Origin of the sequence: Denitromonas iodatirespirans, assembly GCF_018524365.1 — a bacterium.
Taxonomy (GTDB): Bacteria; Pseudomonadota; Gammaproteobacteria; order Burkholderiales; family Rhodocyclaceae; genus Nitrogeniibacter; species Nitrogeniibacter iodatirespirans.
This window is the reverse complement of sequence record NZ_JAEKFT010000050.1, coordinates 1-18,341: the sequence shown is the minus strand read 5'-3', so window position 1 is coordinate 18,341 and position 18,341 is coordinate 1. Positions and strand designations below refer to the sequence as shown.

11 protein-coding genes and 1 pseudogene are annotated in these 18,341 nt (G+C 64.4%); 5 read left to right on the top strand and 7 right to left on the bottom strand.

The genetic code is table 11. The features are described from left to right. Nucleotides 1-120: pseudogene (locus I8J34_RS23040) on the top strand (IS5/IS1182 family transposase); the annotation flags it as partial. A gap of 284 nt (nucleotides 121-404) precedes the next feature. Beyond that, nucleotides 405-1,091: a hypothetical protein gene (locus tag I8J34_RS23035; RefSeq protein ID WP_214363985.1), complete on the top strand. Its 687-nt coding sequence runs from the start codon at nucleotides 405-407 to the stop codon at nucleotides 1,089-1,091. A 144-nt stretch (nucleotides 1,092-1,235) separates the two neighbouring features. On the opposite strand, the gene I8J34_RS23030 is transcribed toward I8J34_RS23035, so the two are convergent. From I8J34_RS23030 to pdxR, 7 genes are all read right to left on the bottom strand, one after another. After that, nucleotides 1,236-6,059 carry an NAD-glutamate dehydrogenase gene (locus I8J34_RS23030; RefSeq protein ID WP_214363984.1) on the bottom strand — a complete coding sequence of 1,608 codons (4,824 nt, stop codon included), beginning with the start codon at nucleotides 6,057-6,059 and terminating at the stop codon, nucleotides 1,236-1,238. A 72-nt stretch (nucleotides 6,060-6,131) separates the two neighbouring features. After that, nucleotides 6,132-8,888: an aminotransferase class I/II-fold pyridoxal phosphate-dependent enzyme gene (locus tag I8J34_RS23025; RefSeq protein ID WP_214363983.1), complete on the bottom strand. Its 2,757-nt coding sequence runs from the start codon at nucleotides 8,886-8,888 to the stop codon at nucleotides 6,132-6,134. 62 nt (nucleotides 8,889-8,950) lie between these two features. Next, the gene (locus tag I8J34_RS23020; protein WP_214363982.1) at nucleotides 8,951-9,952 is read right to left on the bottom strand and encodes a C45 family autoproteolytic acyltransferase/hydrolase; all 1,002 of its coding nucleotides are present in this window, start codon (nucleotides 9,950-9,952) and stop codon (nucleotides 8,951-8,953) included. Nucleotides 9,953-9,968: 16 nt separating this feature from the next. After that, nucleotides 9,969-11,432, bottom strand: a complete 1,464-nt coding sequence (locus I8J34_RS23015) for a biotin carboxylase (RefSeq protein WP_214363981.1) — start codon at nucleotides 11,430-11,432, stop codon at nucleotides 9,969-9,971. A 138-nt stretch (nucleotides 11,433-11,570) separates the two neighbouring features. Then, a complete protein-coding gene (locus I8J34_RS23010; RefSeq protein WP_214363980.1) occupies nucleotides 11,571-12,563 on the bottom strand; it encodes a carbon-nitrogen hydrolase family protein in 993 nt (330 codons plus the stop codon). Nucleotides 12,564-12,615: 52 nt separating this feature from the next. After that, complete coding sequence (locus I8J34_RS23005) at nucleotides 12,616-13,431, bottom strand: cupin domain-containing protein (protein ID WP_214363979.1); 816 nt, start codon at nucleotides 13,429-13,431, stop codon at nucleotides 12,616-12,618. Nucleotides 13,432-13,459: 28 nt separating this feature from the next. After that, the gene (gene pdxR / locus I8J34_RS23000) at nucleotides 13,460-14,938 is read right to left on the bottom strand and encodes a MocR-like pyridoxine biosynthesis transcription factor PdxR (protein WP_214363978.1); all 1,479 of its coding nucleotides are present in this window, start codon (nucleotides 14,936-14,938) and stop codon (nucleotides 13,460-13,462) included. 151 nt (nucleotides 14,939-15,089) lie between these two features. On the opposite strand from pdxR, the gene gabD reads away from it, so the two are divergent. The 3 genes from gabD to I8J34_RS22985 form a co-directional block, all read left to right on the top strand. Then, on the top strand, nucleotides 15,090-16,550 hold the full coding sequence (gene gabD, locus I8J34_RS22995) for an NADP-dependent succinate-semialdehyde dehydrogenase (RefSeq protein ID WP_370661898.1): 1,461 nt from the start codon (nucleotides 15,090-15,092) through the stop codon (nucleotides 16,548-16,550). 31 nt (nucleotides 16,551-16,581) lie between these two features. Continuing rightward, nucleotides 16,582-17,889, top strand: coding sequence for a 4-aminobutyrate--2-oxoglutarate transaminase (gene gabT, locus I8J34_RS22990; protein WP_214363976.1), 1,308 nt, complete (start codon nucleotides 16,582-16,584; stop codon nucleotides 17,887-17,889). A 67-nt stretch (nucleotides 17,890-17,956) separates the two neighbouring features. Continuing rightward, on the top strand, nucleotides 17,957-18,341 hold a 385-nt coding region (locus tag I8J34_RS22985; RefSeq protein WP_214363975.1), incomplete at its 3' end, for a TAXI family TRAP transporter solute-binding subunit.

Genomic DNA, 18,341 nt, shown 5'->3' with positions numbered 1-18,341 from the left:
AAGACCCGCTATCGAGGGATCGCCAAGAACGAGGCGCAATTGTTCTCACTGTTCGGCCTCGCCAACCTCGTGCTCGCGCATAAAAGGTTGATGGCGCCCGACACGCAAGGTGCGTCCTGAAACGGGGAAAAGGCGATGAAATCGTGCGAATCCGGCCTTCCAGAGTGCCAATTCCGTATTCCGCGAGCCGATTGCAAGCGATTCGGCGCGACTGCACACCGAGATTTTCTTGCCGTCGCCGAAACGCGATTTATTCAGCACTTCCTTAGTCGGATCGGCGAATCAAGGCAAGAAGATGCCGAAGCTAACGGACTGGATGAGTGACGAATTCTCCCGCACCGGCCAACGCCGGGAAGATCGACTCGGCCCGGGAACGGATTTTTCTACAGCCTCGTTAGATTTCTATGGACACAAAACGAAACCCATTACTTGATAGCGGCCTTCTACTGGCTGCTGCAACTGCCTTTCTGTACTGCGCTAGCGCTGCTCATACAGGTGGATTCAATAGCCGGCTTGGACTTGACGGAGACGTCCTTGATCGAAATTTTCAGCAAATTTTGTATGACGGATTTCTGATTTCTTTCGGACCCGCCATTCTCGTATTGATTATTTACACCGCCCTTCGGTTCTTCTACTCAGATGCTGTTTTGCCAGGAATTAGCGATGCCTTGCGAAAAAGCTGGCGACGTAAGCGCTTTGTTCTCAAGCTGAAGCATCGCTGGTACGGGAAGCGCAAGGATTCCGAACTTGAGATAAGAGAAAAGAGGCATACAAGGGTGGCTGCCGCTATCACCGGCGTAGCGTTGGCAATCATCCTTTCTCTCGTGTATTTCGAATCCAAGGGAAAGGAGGTGGGCTCTCAAGTACGAATCAAGCTTGAGAGCAAATCGTTCCGTGAGCATGAGACGGTCACCGTGACAGTAAACGGTGAAGTACGAAAACTTGTCTATCTTTCGTGCGGCGCAAGGAACTGTGCCGGTATCGATCCAGAGACTCGGGTCGTTCAGTATTTTCCTCAGAACGGCCATTCGTACCTATTGCAGGACGTGAAGCCAAAGCAATCGCAAGCCAACGGAAATGTCACCAAGTGAATCATCCCGGATTCGGTGAAGGCTTCCATTGAGAAGGCGGTGAATCGCCCGCTTACCGCGGAGCCTATAAAAATGCCTCACTCAAGCGGCTTGAGTGAGGCATTTTTGTGGCGCGGCGTGGCTTGCATGCCGAACCGATGAGGCTCATGCGAGGTTGCGCAGCTCCCTCAAGGTGACGGACAGCATCGGCATGTCGGTGCTGGGCGAGCTCTTGATGTCGGCGAACAGTTGCTGGCTGCGTTCGATCTGGGTGCCGCGCTGGGTTTCCCAGGCGCCCATCAGTTCCGCGGGGTCGGTCAGTTCGGGAGACAGGCGCAACACGTTGGCGGCGAGGTTGCGGGCTTGCAGCGAGAGGTCGTCGCGCAGGGCGGTGCGGGCCAGGGATTGCCAGTGGGTGTCGGCCGGCAGGGAGGAGATCTGGTGGCCGAGCCAGTGCAGGTCGAAGCGGCCGCCGAGTGCGTAATACACCATGGCGGCGGTGCGCTGGTCGCGGCCGGTCTCTTCCGTGAGTTCGACGAGGTCGAGCGCGGAGTAGAGTTCGTCGAGGCCGGCGACGCGGCGTGCGAGGGTTTGCGGCACGCCATCGTCGGTGTAGGCGGCGGTGATCCGTTCGAGTTCGGCGCGGTAGCCTGGGGTGACGACTTCTTCGAGTGTCTGGGCCAGTTCCTGCGCGCCGGGGACGAAGCGCTCGAGGGTTTTGCTCAGGTCGCGGGTGGCGTCGGGATGGCGCAGGAACCAGAGCGTGCCGCGCATGACCAGCCGACCGGAGTCGATGATCATCCGCGTTTGGGTGGCATCGGCGATCTGGTTGTCGAGCGCGTCGATGTCGGCCCACACCGAGACGAGGCCGAACACTTCGCGGGTGGCGAGGTAGGCGCGCACGATGTCGGCAGCCGTGGCGCCGGTTTCCTCCCGGAGCCGGCCGACGAAGGTGGCGCCGACGCGGTTGATCATGCTGTTGATGACATGGGTGGCGATGATCTCGCGCTTGAGTGGGTGGCGCTGGATCTGCTCGGCGAAGCGTTCGCGCAGCGGTGCGGGGAAGTAGCGGATGAGCGCGGTGGAGATGTAGGGGTCTTCGGGGACGTCGGAGGCGAGCACGTCGTCGTAGAGCTCGATCTTGCTGTAGGCGAGCAGAACGGCCAGTTCGGGCGATGTGAGGCCCGTGTGTGCGGCCTTGCGCTCGGCGATTTCTTCGTCGAAGGGCAGGAATTCGAGCTTGCGGTTGAGCCGGCCGGCGTTGCCGAGGCGGCGCATGAAGCGGGCCTGGGCATCGATGAGTTCGGCGCCGCGGGCGCGGGTCACGGACAGGATCTGGGTCTGGAAGTAGTTGTCGCGCAGCACCAGGGCGGCGACTTCTTCGGTCATGTCCATGAGCAGCTTGTTGCGCTGCTTTTCGGTCAGCTCGCCTTCGGCAACGACGCCGTTGAGCAGGATCTTGATGTTGACCTCGTGGTCGGAGCAGTCCACGCCGCCGGAGTTGTCGATGGCGTCGGTGCACACGCGCCCGCCCTTGAGGGCGAATTCGATGCGGCCGAGCTGGGTGGCGCCGAGGTTGCCGCCTTCGCCCACCACCTTGCAGCGCAGGTCGCGGCCGTTGACGCGCACGGCGTCGTTGGCGCGGTCGCCGACCGAGGCGTCAGTCTCGGAGGTCGCTTTGATGTAGGTGCCGATGCCGCCGTTGTAGAGCAGGTCGACCGGGGCCTTGAGGATGCAGCGGATCAGTTCGGTCGGGGGCAGGGCCTCAGCGTCGGTGTCGAGCACCTGGCGCATCTGGTCGGAGAGCGGGATGGACTTGGCGCTGCGCGGCCAGACGCCGCCGCCTTCGGAGATGAGGTCGCGGTCGTAGTCGTCCCACGAGGAGCGGGGCAGGGCGAACATGCGGTCGCGCTCGGTCCAGCTCGCTTCGGGATCGGGGTCGGGGTCGAAGAAGATGTGGCGGTGGTCGAAGGCGGCGACCAGCTTGATCTTCTTGGACAGCAGCATGCCGTTGCCGAACACGTCGCCCGACATGTCGCCGACGCCGACCACGGTGAAGGGCTCTTCTTGCGTGTTGATGCCCATCTCGCGGAAGTGGCGTTTGACCGATTCCCACGCGCCGCGGGCGGTGATGCCCATCTTTTTGTGGTCGTAGCCGACCGAGCCGCCGGAGGCGAAGGCGTCGCCGAGCCAGAAGCCATACTCGGCGGCGACCGAGTTGGCGATGTCGGAGAAGGTGGCGGTGCCCTTGTCGGCGGCGACCACCAGGTAGGGGTCGTCTTCGTCGTGGCGCACCACGTTGGCGGGCGGGACGACCTCGCCCATGACGAGGTTGTCGGTCACGTCGAGCAGGCCGGAGAGGAACATGCGGTAGCAGGCCACGCCTTCGGCGATCATGGCTTCGCGGTCGCCGGCCGGCGCCGGTGTCTTGACGACGAAGCCGCCCTTGGAGCCGACCGGTACGATCACCGCGTTCTTGACGATCTGCGCTTTGACCAGGCCGAGGATCTCGGTGCGGAAGTCTTCCATCCGGTCGGACCAGCGCAGGCCGCCGCGGGCGACCTTGCCGCCGCGCAGATGCACGCCCTCGACCCGCGGCGAATAGACGAAGATCTCGAACATCGGCTTCGGTTCGGGCAGGTTGGGGATGAGCTGCGGATTGAACTTGAACGACAGGTAGGGCTTGGGATTGCCGTCTTTGTCGGGCTGGTAGAAGTTGGTGCGCAAGGTGGCCTGGATCATGGCCAGGAACTGGCGCAGGATGCGGTCTTCGTCCAGGTTGGCCACGGTGTCGAGGGTGGAGGTGATCTCCTCGGTCAGTTGCTTGCAGCGCTCGTCGCGGTCGGCGCTTTCGGCGGGGTCGAAGCGGGTCTTGAAGAGCTTGACCAGCTGCGCGGTGAGCGCCGGGTGGTGCGCCAGCGTTTGCTCCATGTAGGTCTGGCTGAAGGTGAAGGCGGCCTGCTTCATGTGCTTGGCGTAGGCGCGCAACATGGCGACTTCGCGCCAGTCGAGCCCGGCGAGCAGGGTCAGGCGGTTGAAGTCGTCGTTCTCGATGTGGCCGCTCCAGGCGCGGGCGAACACCTCGTGGAAGAGCGGGCGCAGGCGTTCGAGGTTGAGGTCCTCGACGCCGGCCAGTTGCATGCCGAAATCATGCACCCACACCTCCGAGCCGTCGTTGCGCTCGATCCGGTAGGGGCGCTCCTCGATCACCCGGACGCCGGTGCGTTCGAGCATGGGCAGGCTGGCCGACAAGGCCACCGGCGAGCCGGTGTGAAAGAGCTTGAAGTTGACGCAGCCCTGCTGGGCTTCGAGCGGGATGTAGAGGTTCATGCCCAACCCGTTGTCCGGGTCAAGCGACTCCATCAGGTCGATGTCGTGCACCGCCACGCGGGCCGAATAGTCTTCGCGATAGCCAGCCGGAAAGGCCGCGCCGTAGCGGCGGTAGAGGCGCATGCCGGCCTCTTCGCCATGATGCTCGAGCAGCGCGTGCTGCAGGCCGTCTTCCCAGCGGCGGGCGACATTGACGAGGCGGGTTTCGATCTCGCGCACGTCGTAGGGCGGAATGACCGACTCCTTGGTGCGCACGATGATCAGCACCCGCGCCAGCGCGGATTCGGAGAAATGCACCTCGAATTCGCTGGAGACGCCTTCGAAGGCGTCCATGAGCACCGCCTGCATGCGCTTGCGCTGCTCGGTGTTGTAGTTCTCGCGTGGCACATAGACCAGGCAGGAGACGAAGCGGGCATAGGCGTCGCAGCGCACGAACAGCCGGATGCGCTGGCGCTCGCCGAGGCGCAGGATGCCGGTGGCGGTGTTGAAGAGCTCGTCGGGCGTGCTCTGGAAGAGTTCGTCGCGCGGGTACTGTTCGAGAATCGTGGCGAGCGCCTTGCCGGCATGGCTCTTGGGCAGCAGCCCGGCACGCTCCATCACGCCCTGGACTTTGCGGCGCAGCAGCGGAATGCGCCTGGGGTTGGTGTTGTAGGCGGTGGAGGTGAGCAGGCCGATGATGCGCCGCTCGCCGACGACTCGGCCTTCGTCGTCGAAGGACTTGACGCTGATGTGGTCGAGATAGCCCTGGCGATGCACCGTCGAGCGCGTGTTGGACTTGGTGATGGTGAGCAGGTTGGGCAGGTGGGCCTGCGCCTTGAGCTGAGCGGGTAGGGCGGCGAAGGACATCGACTGCTTGCTGTCGCCGGCTTCGCGCAGCAGGCCGAGCCCCGAGCCGCTGCGGATGAGCAGCTCGTTTTCGCCCTCCTTGCTGACCAGGTCGTAATCGCGGCAGCCGAGCAGCACGAAGTTGTCGTCGGCCAGCCATTCGAGAAAGGCTTTGACCTCGGCCACTTCTTCCGCGCTCTCGGGGGTGGTGCTGGCACTGGCTTCGGCGATGACGTCGCCGAGCCGCTGGGTCATGGCGGGCCAGTCGGTCACGGCCACCCGAACGTCCTTGAGCACACGCTCGATGCCGCTCTTGATGTTTTCGAGGTCGGCCGGCTCGGTGCGCCGATCGACTTCCACATGGATGATCGATTCATAGTGCTCGCCTTCGGCCGGCGGGGCGTCGCTCATGGACACCAGTTGGCCTTGCGCGTCGCGCGTGACGGCCATCACCGGGTGGATGATGAGGTGCAGCGTCAGCCCCTGGCGATTGACCTCGATGCCGATCGAATCGACCAGAAAAGGCATGTCGGGGCCGACCAGCTCGATCACGGTATGGGTGGACTCCCAGCCGTGCTCGTCCATGCGCGGGTTGTAGACGCGGACCTTGGTGGTGTCGCCTTCGTGCTTGCGCGCGAACTGCCAGTGGCTCAGCACCGCACCGTACAGATCCGCCACCTCGCGTTCGGACAGATCGTCCACATCCACCTGGCTGAAGTACTTGCGGGCGAACGGCTCGATGGTGTCGGCCTGGTCGGGTGGCAACTTGTCGCGAATCATCTCGACGACGGCATCGATCTGGGGGGATGCGGATTCATCGGTGTGGGCTGACATGCTGTTCTCCTTGTTGTGTGCGTGAAACGGCGGCGCTTGTGGCGCCGCGTTTGTGATGCGGTGCGAAGGCGGCTACATGGCCTGGATCACCGGCTTGGCTTCGAGTGTGGCCAGCGCGGCGGCGGTAAAGATGCGCAGGCCGAGCTCGGGGCGGTAGCCGTGGATTTCCTTGACGTCGAGCGCGCGCATGAAGGTGATGATTTCCTGGCTGATGACCTGCCCGGGCACCAGGATGGGAAAGCCCGGCGGGTAGGGAATGACGAAGGTGGTGGACACCAGCTCGCGCCCCGTGGCCATCTCCTTTTCGATGGCATTGCCTTCGATGGGCAGATATTCGCACTTGCTTTCGTCATAGGCCAGGAAGAAGGCGGAGCGGATGTCGCCCTCCGGCGTGCCGTTGCCCGAGCTGAGGCGGAAGGCGTCGTGGAAGCAGCTGAAGTCGGGCAGCGGCGGGAGGTCTTCGCGCAGTGCCTTGACCTTGCGCTCGAAGATCTTCTTTTCGACCGCGCTGGCATCGTCGAGGCGCTCGTCGAGGTCGCTGGCGATCTTCACCAGCACTTCGATCAGGTAGGCGATCGACGAGCGCGTGGTGCCGATGTTGGTCATGAACAGCACCGTGTTGCGCGAGGTCTTGTTGATCTGGATGCCGTGCTTGTCCATCAGGATCTGGTTCTTGAAGGTGTCTCCATCCCATCCCGATCCGGCAACCGACAACGTGACCCGGGTGGCGTCGAGGACGAATTCATCCTCGCCCCAGGCCTCGGCGATGTCGCTCCAGCCGTGTTCGGGATCCCAGTAGCTCTTGATGCCCGACTTACGATACTCCGCCGGGATCATCTCGGCCACCGTCAGGACATGGAAATATTTGCTGATCAGCGGATGATGGTTGATCGCCTTGCGCAGCGACATGGCCTGCTCGACCTGACGCTGGATGAACTCGAAGCCCTCCAGCTCGACCTGGCGGCGGCCGACATCGAGCGAGGCGATGATCTGGTAGTTGGGCGAGGTGGAGGTGTGCGTCATGTAGGCCTCGTGGAAGGCCTGCTCGACCTCGTCCTTGAAGTCCTGGTCATGTACATGAATCATCGAACCCTGGCGCAGCGAGGTCAGCGTTTTGTGCGTCGACTGGCAGGCATAGACGCGGACGCGCACTTTGTCCGGATCGGGCATCAGGCGGGTCTTGAGCAGGGTTTCATCGTCGGCGTCGGCCATCTTTTCCTGATACTTGGCCCAGGCGGCGCGGTAATCGTCCGAGCGATAGCGCTCGCGCAGCAGGGCGGCGCAGTGCATGCCGGTGCGGCGCCGGTAGGCCGGGCCGAAGCGGGCGAAGGCAAACCAGGCTTCGTCCCACAGGAAGACCAGATCGGGCTTGATCGCCAGGCATTCTTCCATGACGCGTTCGACGTTGTAGACCACGCCGTCGAAGGTGCAATTGGTGAGCAGCAGCATGCGCACGCGGTCGAGCTTGCCGGCGGCTTTGAGTTCGAGCAGACGGTGCTTGATCTCGCGCATCGGCACTGCGCCGTACATCGAGAAGTCGTTGAGCGGGTAGCTGTCCAGATACACCACCTGCGCGCCGGCCAGCACCATGCCGTAGTGGTGCGACTTGTGGCAGTCGCGGTCGACCAGCACGATGTCGCCCGGGCGCACGATGGCCTGCACCACGATCTTGTTGCAGGTGGAGGTGCCGTTGGTGGAGAAGAAGGTCTGCTTGGCGCCGAAGGCGCGGGCGGCCTTCTCCTGTGCTTTCTTGATCGGCCCGCTCGGTTCGAGCAGGCTGTCCAGACCGCCCGAGGTGGCCGAGGTCTCGGCGAGGAAGATGTTCATGCCGTAGAAATCGCCCATGTCCTTGATCCAGTGCGAGCGGGTGATCGACTTGCCGCGGCTGATCGGCATGGCGTGGAACACGCCGGTGGGCTTGCGGGCGTATTGCGTCAGCGCGTTGAAGAAGGGGGCCTCGAAGCGGTCGGAGACGCCGCGTAGGATGTTCAGATGCAGCTCGAGGTGGTCTTCCTGGTTGTAGAAGACGCGCCGGCAGTTGCCCAGATCGGCACCGGCGATCTCTTCGACCGACTGGTCGGTGAACAGAAAGACATCCAGCTCGGGGCGCAGCCGGGCGATCAGGCGGCACAGTTCGGGGCCGTATTCCTTGGGCTCCACATCCTGCAGTGCGTCTTCGTCGAGCCGCGACATGTAGCGGTGGAGGATCTCCAGCGTCTGCTCGGATTCGAGCTTGAGGCCGTTGCGCACCACCACGGTCTGCACGTTGTGGTTGAACATCACCGCGATCAGGGCATCGGTGAGGCTGGGCACGAACACCGGCTCGTACATGAAGGGGTCTTCCGGCCGGCGCATGCTGGCCATGGTGCGGCGCAGGTTGGCCTCCTGAACCGGGCTGAAGTTGTCGACGAACAGCACTTCGAAGTAGGGGATCTCCTTGCCGCGCTTCTCGTTGGACTCATCGTCCGGGCTGCCTTCGATCAGCTCGTCGACATCATGGTGATGCGGGTTGCGCCGATAGCTGTTGCTCATCAACGCGCGGCAGATGTTGCGCACGATGTTGGCCAGCGCCTCGACGCGCCCTTCGTCGAGCAGGGCGCCGATGCGAAGGAAGGTGTCGTGGCCCGGGAAGGCCCAGTACAGCTCGATCGGGTAGAGCACTTCCATCAGCGAACGGATCTTGCGCTCGGCCTCCTGGCGCCGGCGGTCGCTCAGCTCCTGGGTCAGCTGCTCGGTGGCGATTCGCAGCGCAGTCCAGCGGTCGGTGCGCAACTGCAGCGCGCTGTAGTACTCGCCCAGCGATGTTTTTGCCTTCTTGCCTGCCTTCATGTTCTGTCTCCTCGCCGAGGTCTGTGCCTCGTGCCTTGGGCGTGCCCTTGAAGCGGCGCGGTTTATATCAGCGATGGTTCTCCGAAGCGGATCAGCTTTTCGCCCGGGGTGAAATGTGCAAACGACTGCGGCCAGGCGTCACCCGGCCAGAAAAAATCGGCATGGCCGAGCGTCGGCCAGTAGGCGGCCGAATACAGCGTCCCGAAGCCGCGGGAGAACGCCGTCGAGTAGATCGGCGCTTGCAGGAAGGCGCCGATCAGGGTCTCGGCACTCAATTCGCCGTCCTGCAGCATGAGCAGCAGGCGTCGATGCCGCTCGACGGTGGCGGTGGCGCTGGCATGCTGATGCCACTCGATCTTGTGCTGGTGGTTGGTCGCCGCTGCCATGCGGCGGATGTCGCCGGGCTTGCCCGGTGCGACATACACCGTGGCGAACTCGCCGCTGCGGTCGACCACCGTCACGTTGTAGCTCATGTGCACCGGGATGCGGGCCAGCGCGGCGGCGGCCTCCGCGGTGTGGGTGCAGGTTTCGAGCACATAGCGCAGCACCAGCGGCACGCCGAAGCCTTCGCCCACGTCGCGGCGCCCGCCGAACGACAAGGAGACCGCCAGGCCGTCTTCGTTCATGCCGTCGAGCAGGCCCCACAGGCAGTCGCTCACGCCCATCACCTGCCGGCCGTTCCACGCGGTCTTGAGGATCACGCCTTCGCACAGCTGCGCCGGATAGTCGTAGTTGCGCACCAGCACCGGGCAGTCGCCCGACCACACCGCCTGCGAGCAGGCCGAGACATACGGCGGCGGGCAGAACAGCGACAGGAAGCGGGCCTCCAGATCACCGCCGCCGGCCAGCTCGACCAGCGCTTCGTAGGTGGGCAGCAACTCGGGCATGTGCTTGCGCAGGGCGCGCACGCAGGGCAGGTAGTAGGGGCGCGCCTCGTCGCCGCTTTGCAGGTACCAGCGCCGGTACGACGGCCAGAACGCTTGAAACAGCCCCAGCCACGCGGCGCCCGGCCGAGTCTCCTCGACCGCGCGAAACAGCAGTGACTGGTTCTGGATGAGCGACATCTGAGGCCTGCGCCGTTCAGAGGATCTTGAATGCGCCGGCGGTCGGTGCCGGTTCGGCCAGCTCCTGCACGGCACCCAGCGGCCGCCCCTTGTAGAAGGCCTGGATGCCGCTGATCCAGTTCGAGGCGCGGGTATTGAGCTTGAAGTCGTCCGTCATCGAGCGCCCGCGGGTGATGAGGATGCCCAGGTCGGCGCCTTCGTAGCGGTAGTCGCCCGGGCCGGTGATGCGCAGCCAGTAGGCTTCGCTCTCGCTCTCCACGGCCAGGCGGTGGGTATCGAAGCGGTGGTAGCTGACCTTGCCGTCGGCGTCCATGCGGTAGATGCCCGACTCGGGCGCCGACTCGACGATGTCGACCGTGTCACTGGTGTGCTTCATCACCAGCTGGCTCCAGCTGTCGATGTACTTGGGGTTCTTCCAGCGCTCGTTCATGGCGGCCACGTCGAGGTCGAAATCGACGCCGCTGAACTCGAGCAGATGGAAGAAGAACAGCGGCGCGTCGGCATAGGCGAAGGCCGCATGGTTGGTCATCGGGCTGGCACCGCAGATGCGCGGGTTGAGCTCGCCCAGGTAGACCTCGTCGGTGTCCTGGTCGATCAGGAAATCGAGGTCGAAATAGCCGCGATAGCCCTCCTTGAGCAACTGGTTGCCGAAGGCGTAGGCATAGTCGCGGGCAGTGATGCGGGCCTTTTCGGTGAAGGCGCCAGGGAAGACCTCGTTGCCGCACCAGCCGCCCTTGTAGGGCGTCAGCTCCTTGGCGCCGACGATTTCGGTGAGCAGCGGGCCGACCACCGTGCCGCACTTGGTGACGCAGGCTTCGAGCGTGCCGCCGCGGCAGTTGATGCGCTTCATCACCTTGACCTCGGGATCCTTGACGATCTCGTCGGCGTATTTCTTCCACTCCGCTTCATTCGAAATGAAGAAGGTGGTGTGGCCCGAGTCGCCGAAGGCGGTCTGGATCACCATGTCGGTGCCGAGCCCGTTTTCCTGGGTGATCTTGATCAGGTGCTCATAGCTGTCGACCTTGGTCAGCACGTTCGGCACCGAGGGCACGCCGGCCTTGTTGCCGATGCGCACGGTCTCCATCTTGTTGTCGCAGCGCTCGCGCAGGGCGGCGGAGGGGAACCACACCTCGATGCCCAGCTCCTCGCACAGCGCTTCGGTCTTCTCGTCGAACATCAGGAAGATGGCGACCGGATCGCCGCCGCGCCCCTTGATGTAGTCGATCACCTCCTTGTGCTGGAGCATGTAGTTGTTGATGTCCTCGATGCCCTCGAACTCGGGATGCGGCTGCTCGCTGGGCACGAAGACGTTCGGATGGCGACCGTCGAAGCAATCGATGTAGTTGATGTGCTTGAAGTGCGGCACCCGCTCGTCCATGCCGGCGAGGTTGAAGTTGGTGGCGCTGATGAAGTAGATGGGGCGCTCGTTGCGGTGAAAGAACAGGCGAACATCCGACATGCTGGTGATTTTTTCACTCATTTCGTGTCTCCTCTCTGGCGGTGCTGTTCGGGGGGTCTGCTGCGCGTTTCGAATACCGAGCCAGATGAGTGCGGCGATGATCAGTGCGAGCATCAGATAGACAATCACTGGCGTCCCCCTGGGTGGTGTTCGGGTGAATCAGTAGGTGGATCGGTGCGAGGTGTCGTCGATGGGCAGCTGCTCGTCATACTCGGTCACTGCGCCGTCGGCACCGGGAACGAAAATGGAGCCGTCCGGCCCGGCCACGGCTCCCGGCGGCAGCGGTACGCCGGCGCGCGAACCTCGCGTCGGCTTGATCAGCGGGCCGAGGCTGCGCAGGTAACTGTCGATCTCGGTGTCCTTGCGATACACCGGAAACTCCACCGGCCGGTCGCGGAAGCTCTTCAAGGTCTGGCCCAGCCCGCGAATGCCCACCTCGCGCTCGCGGCGCACGCGCGACAGGTCGATCTCGACCGGGATCGTCTCCTCGCCGCCGCCGGCCTCGTGGATCACGTAGCCCGACGGGCCCACCACCACCGAGCGGCCGGTGCCGCAGTCGCCGACGCCGTTGATGTCGAAGAAGTAGCACTGGTTGATGGTGGCGTTGGCGCGGGCGATGGGCAGCTCGACATCGCGGTCGATGGTGTCGGTCATGGTCGGATGCAAGATGCACTCGGCGCCCATCGCCACCAGCGTGCGGGTGGTTTCGGGGAACCACATGTCGTAGCAGATGGAGACGCCGAAGCGACCGATCTCCGGCACGTCGAACACGCAGAACTCCTCGCCCGGCTTGATGCCCGTCTCGTAGGGCTGGAAGGGGAACATCTTGCGGTAGCGCGTGACGACCTTGCCGTCGGGGTCGATCACCGGCGTGGTGTTGTAGATATCGTCGCCAACCCGCTCGAACAGCGAGCCCGGCAACAACCAGATGCCATGCTTTCTGGCCATCTGGCAGAAAATCTGTTCGGCCGGCCCGCCCGTGGGCTGGGCGTGATAGGGCGAGGGGCCATAGGGCGCCAGCTCGCTGAACATCACCATCTGTACCCAGGGAAAGCGTGCCATCAGGACATCCAGCTTGTGGCCCATTGCGGTGATGTTTTCGTGCTGCGTCGAGATGTGCATCTGGACGCCGGCAATGGCAAACGGAATCATTCAGTAATCTCCATGGGGTCGGGGTGTTGTTATTGGTGGGGAGCGGCGGGGGCTAGAACGAGGGCGGCGAGCAGGCGCTGACCAGCTCGCAGGTTTCGTCGCCGATGTTGCGAAAACGGTGCGGCAAGCGGCTGTCGAAGTAGTAGCCGTCGCCCGGGCCGAGAACGGTGCATTGGTGCCCGACCGTGATCTCGATCCGTCCGCGAATGACGAAACCGCCTTCTTCCGCCTCGTGCGTCAGCATGGTTTCGCCGGTGTCCGAGCCCGGCGGATAGGTCTCGTTCATGATCTGCATGGCCCGCCCCTTGAGGTGATCGCCCAGCTGGCGGAAGCGGATCGTGCCGTTGTCCATCACCTTGAGCTGGTGCGCCGCAAAAAACACAGGGGGACTTTCTCCTTCGTCGACACCGGCGAAGAAATCCGCCAGCGACATCGGAAAGCCCGACAAGACCTTCTTGAGCAAGGCCACCGACGGGCTGGTCTTGTTCTGCTCGATGAGCGAGATCATGCCGTTGGTGACCCCGCAGCGCCGACCCAGCTCTCGCTGCGAAAGCCCCTGCCTGTGCCGCAATTCACGAATCCGCTCGCCAACGAAGGGCGTCTCGGAAGTGCCGGATGCAGTGGCGGAGTCGCTTGATATATTCAACGGTTCGGCAGGTGCCTCATCGCCTGCCGACGAGCGGTTGTCCATGCGCCCCATCTCCCGTTCGGCCTTGATTTGGCCATTTGCTGCCATCATGACGCATTGCGCAATTTTTTCGGGAAGATCCCGAAAGCGCCCCCTGGCTCGGTGCGAAAATTCACACGTGTTAAATATACTCAACACGATGGCGCCATAAAAAGCAAGGACGAGGGAGCCGGGGCACATACCGGTTGCGGCCCCCGGCAGGCCGGGATCAACGGCGCGTCAGGTGGCGATCGACGATTGCGCAGAGGCGGCCGGCGGCCGCATCGATCTCTTCGGAGGGGACGGCCGCGAAACCGAGCACCATGCCGCTGCGACGGTGGCCGGGATCGTCGTAGTACATCGACAGCGGCCGAAAGACGATGCCGGCTTCGAGCGCCTCTTTGGCGAGTGCCACGTCGTCCAACGCGGTGGTGAAGTGGTAGGGCAGGTGCAGCCCTGCCATGCCGCCGGTGGTGCGGACCGCGCCGGCCAGGCGCGACTCGATGGCGGTGCGCAGCACGTTGCGCCGTTCCTGGTAGATGTTGCGCACCCGCTTGAGGTGGGCGCTCAGATGCCCCGAGTCGATGAACTCGGCCAGCGCCGCCTGCTCGATCATCCGCCCCTCGCGATACAACTCGGCATTGCCGATCGCGAAGGCCTCGGCGAGGAGCTCGGGCACCACCAGGTAAGCCAGACGCAGGCCAGGAAACATGGTCTTGCTGAAGGTGCCCAGATACAGCACCCGTTGCGCACGGGACTGGCCGAACAAGGCGCCGATGGCATGCGGGTGATAGCGGATCTCGTTGTCGTAGTCGTCCTCGATGATCCAGCCGTCATTGGCTTCGGCCTGCTCCAGCAGCCGCAGCCGTCGGTTGAGCGACATCACGACGCCGGTCGGGTACTGGCTGGAGGGCGATACGAAGGTCAGCCGTGGCGCGGCCCCCGGCACCACGGCGGGCGGTGCGATGCCTTCATCGTCCACCGGGATCGGTTCCAGCGTCAGGCCATTGGCGCGCAGCACGTTGCGCGCGCCCCAATAGCCCGGGTCTTCCATCCACACCCGATCGCCCGGATCGCACAACATGCGGGCACACAGGTCGATGGCCTGGTGCGAGCCGTTGAGGATCAGCACCTGCTGGGGCGTGCAGGCCATCATGCGTGAGGCGCGCAGATAGTCGGCCAGGGCCACCTTGAGCGGCCCATAGCCGCCCTGGCTATAGCGCGCCAGATGGCGCTGTTCGAAGCGGACGTTCTTCGACAGCAGGCGGCGCCAGGTGGGGAAGGGGAACAGGCCGACGTCGGGCACGCCCGGCACGAAGGCGCCGCCCTGGATCCGGCTGCTGGTGGCGTGATGCGCGATCGCCCGCCCGCGCTGCGACAGGGCGGCCGCCACACTGGCTCGCGGCGCCGCGCCGGCGGGGACCGGCTGGGCCGGCGGCAGCGCAGCGGAGACACGGGTATCGGCCCCGCCACGGCTCTCCAGATAGCCTTCACGCACCAACTGCTCATACACGCGAACCAGCGTGCTGCGGCCAAAACCCAGCGCTTTGGCCAGCACCCGGGTCGGCGGCAGGGAGGTGCCCGGTGGCAGTGCAGCATCGAGGATCAGGTGGCGGATGGCGAGATACAAGGTGGTGCGAAGCCTTCGCCCGCCCGATTCGCGCTCGAATCGCTGGCGGATCAGATCGATCGGGTCCTGAGGGTTCATTGCGATGCACCAGAATTGGTTTCAGGATATCTGCACAAATTGGACCAATACTGCGCCGATTTGCCGTCTAGAATCAAACCAACGCGAGACGTCCCGCACGGGCAGATGCAGTTGGCGTGATTCGTTCCCCCTGCCAGACGGAGAAACGTGCTTGAAACTGACCCTGACCGACAAGACCCTGCTCAAGCAGCAGTGCTACATCAATGGCGCCTGGGTAGATGCCGATACCGGCCAGACCGTCGCGGTGCATAACCCCGCCGACGGCCAGCGTCTGGCCACCGTCCCGACGGTCGGCGCGGCCGAAACACGGCGCGCCATCGAGGCCGCACAACAGGCACAGCCGGCCTGGCGCGCCAAGACCGCGGGCGAGCGGGCCCGGGTGCTGCGGCGCTGGTACGAGCTGCTGCTCGAGCACCAGGAAGACCTCGCCCAGCTGATGACCGCCGAGCAGGGCAAGCCGCTGGTCGAGTCGCGCGGCGAGATCGCCTACGCCGCCGCGTTCATCGAATGGTTCGCCGAAGAGGGCAAACGCATCTACGGCGACATCATCCCGCCGCACCACGCCGACAAGCGCGTGCTGGTGACCAAGGAGCCGATCGGCGTGTGCGCGGCCATCACGCCGTGGAATTTTCCGTCGGCGATGATCACCCGCAAGGCCGGCCCGGCGCTGGCGGCCGGTTGCGCCATGGTGCTCAAGCCGGCCGAGGCCACGCCGCTGTCGGCGCTTGCCCTGGCCGAATTGGCCGAGCGCGCCGGCGTGCCGAAGGGCATCTTCAACGTGGTGACCGGCGACGCGCGGGCGATCGGCGGCGAGATGTGTGCCAACCCCATCGTGCGCAAGCTGAGCTTTACCGGCTCCACCGAGGTCGGTCGCATTCTCATGCAGCAATGCGCCCCGACGATCAAGAAGCTGTCGCTGGAGCTGGGCGGCAACGCGCCGTTCATCGTCTTCGACGACGCCAATCTCGATCTGGCCGTGCAGGGTGCCATGGCCTCGAAGTACCGCAACGCCGGGCAGACCTGCGTGTGTGCCAACCGGCTGCTGGTGCAGGACGGTATCTACGACGCCTTCGTCGAAAAACTGACGGCGGCGGTGGCCGGGCTGAAGGTGGGCAACGGTGCGGACGACGGCGTGACCCAGGGGCCGCTGATCGACGACGCGGCGATCGCCAAGGTCGAAGAGCTGGTCGACGAGGCGCGCGAGAAGGGCGCCCGCGTGGTCTGCGGCGGCAAGCGCCATGCACTGGGCGGCACCTTCTACCAGCCGACCATCCTGTCCAATGTGACGCCGACCATGCGCCTGGCGCGCGAAGAGGTGTTCGGGCCGGTTGCACCGGTGTTCCGCTTCAAGACCGAGGCCGAAGCGATCGCCATGGCCAACGACACCGAGTTCGGCCTGGCGTCCTACTTTTACACCGAGAACCTGGCGCGCACGATGCGCGTCTCCAGCGCGCTGGAGTACGGCATCGTCGGGGTCAACACCGGCCTGATCTCGACCGAGGTGGCGCCTTTCGGTGGCATGAAGTCTTCCGGCCTGGGGCGCGAGGGCTCCAAGTACGGCATCGAAGACTATTTGGAAATCAAGCATGTCTGTATCGGCGGGATCGATTGATTCGTCGGCAGCGTGCCTCAGGAGGTCGTGCATGAATTCACCTGACGGATCGCCCCAAAGCAAAACCAACGCTGCGCTGATGGCGCGTCGCACCGCGGCCTTGCCGCGCGGTGTCGGCCAGGCCCACCCCTATTTCGCCGAGCGCGCCGAGAACGCCGAAATCTGGGATGTGGAAGGCCGCCGCTGGATCGACTTTTGCGCTGGCATCGCGGTCGTCAACACCGGCCACTGTCATGCCAAGGTGATGGCGGCGGCGCGCGCGCAGCTCGACAAATTCACCCATACCTGCTTCCAGGTGGTGGCGTATGAAGGCTATGTGGCGCTTTGCGAGCGACTGAATGCCGCGGCGCCGGGCACCACGCCGAAGAAGTCCTTTCTGGTGAATTCCGGCGCCGAGGCGGTCGAAAACGCCGTCAAGATCGCGCGAGCGGCCACCGGGCGTTCCGGCGTGATTGCATTCGGCGGCAGCTTCCACGGGCGCACCATGTTCGGCATGGCGCTGACCGGAAAAGTGGCGCCCTACAAGATCAAGTTCGGTCCCTTCCCGGCAGAGATCTTCCATGTGCCCTTTCCGGACAGCCTGCACGGCATCTCGGAAGACGAGTCCATCACGGCGATCGAACGCCTGTTCAAGTACAGCATCGAGCCCACGCGAGTGGCTGCGATTCTCATCGAGCCGGTGCAAGGGGAGGGTGGCTACGTGCCTGCACCGCTCGGTTTTTTACGTCGCCTGCGTACCCTGTGCGATACGCACGGCATCCTGCTGATCGCCGACGAAGTGCAGACCGGCATCGCCCGCTGCGGCAAGCTGTTTGCCACCGAGCACTACGGCGTCGAGCCGGACATCATCACCCTGGCCAAGGGGCTGGGTGGCGGCACGACCGTCTCGGCGGTAGTCGGCAAGGCGGCCGTGATGGACGCGGCCGAACCGGGCGGCCTGGGCTCGACCTATGCCGGCAATCCGGTTGCCGTGGCCAGCGCGCTGGCCGTGCTCGAGGTGATCGATGAAGAAAAGCTGTGCGACCGGGCGCTGGTGCTGGGCGAGCAGATGCGCAATCGCTTCAATGCCATGAAATCCCGCTTTTCCAGCATGGCCGAAGTGCGCGGCCTGGGCGCCATGACGGCGGTGGAGTTCTGCCGCGACGGCGACCCCCATCAACCGGCCGCCGACATCGCCAACGCCCTCAAGGACGAGGCGGCAAAGCGGGGCTTGTTGCTGTTGATGTGCGGCACCTACGGCAACGTGCTGCGCGTGATGGTGCCGCTGACCTTGTCGGACGCCTTGCTGGAGGAAGGCCTGGACATCATCGAAGCCTCGCTCGAGGCGATCGGCGCCTGAGGATTGCTGGACGGGTTGGCCAGCCCCGTGAGCTGGCAACGACAAGAACGCCAGGAGGAGACCTGATATGAGCAAATTGACTGCTATCGCAACCGCCCTCGCGCTGGGTGCGGCCTTGGGTGCCACCCCGGCCCAGGCGCAAACCAAGTTCGTCACCATCGGCACCGGCGGTGTCACCGGCGTGTACTACGCCGCCGGCGGCGCCATCTGCCGCCTGATGAACAAGGATCGCGCCACCCACGGCATCCGCTGCTCGGTCGAAAGTACCGGCGGCTCGGTGTACAACGTCAACACCATCCGCGCCGGCGAGCTGGACTTCGGCGTGGCCCAGTCCGACTGGCAGTATCACGCCGTCAAGGGCACCAGCAAGTTCGCCGAGGCCGGCCCGTTCAAGGAATTGCGCGCGGTGTTCTCGATCCACCCCGAGCCGTTCACCGTGGTGGCCCGGGCCG

Coding starts and splice junctions, on each gene's coding strand:
- I8J34_RS23005 (WP_214363979.1), bottom strand. CDS start 13,431: ATGTGCCCCGGCTCCCTCGTCCTTGCTTTTTATGGCGCCATCGTGTTG.
- I8J34_RS23035 (WP_214363985.1), top strand. CDS start 405: ATGGACACAAAACGAAACCCATTACTTGATAGCGGCCTTCTACTGGCT.
- I8J34_RS23025 (WP_214363983.1), bottom strand. CDS start 8,888: ATGAAGGCAGGCAAGAAGGCAAAAACATCGCTGGGCGAGTACTACAGC.
- I8J34_RS23020 (WP_214363982.1), bottom strand. CDS start 9,952: ATGTCGCTCATCCAGAACCAGTCACTGCTGTTTCGCGCGGTCGAGGAG.
- pdxR (WP_214363978.1), bottom strand. CDS start 14,938: ATGAACCCTCAGGACCCGATCGATCTGATCCGCCAGCGATTCGAGCGC.
- I8J34_RS23030 (WP_214363984.1), bottom strand. CDS start 6,059: ATGTCAGCCCACACCGATGAATCCGCATCCCCCCAGATCGATGCCGTC.
- I8J34_RS23015 (WP_214363981.1), bottom strand. CDS start 11,432: ATGAGTGAAAAAATCACCAGCATGTCGGATGTTCGCCTGTTCTTTCAC.
- I8J34_RS23010 (WP_214363980.1), bottom strand. CDS start 12,563: ATGATTCCGTTTGCCATTGCCGGCGTCCAGATGCACATCTCGACGCAG.
- gabT (WP_214363976.1), top strand. CDS start 16,582: ATGAATTCACCTGACGGATCGCCCCAAAGCAAAACCAACGCTGCGCTG.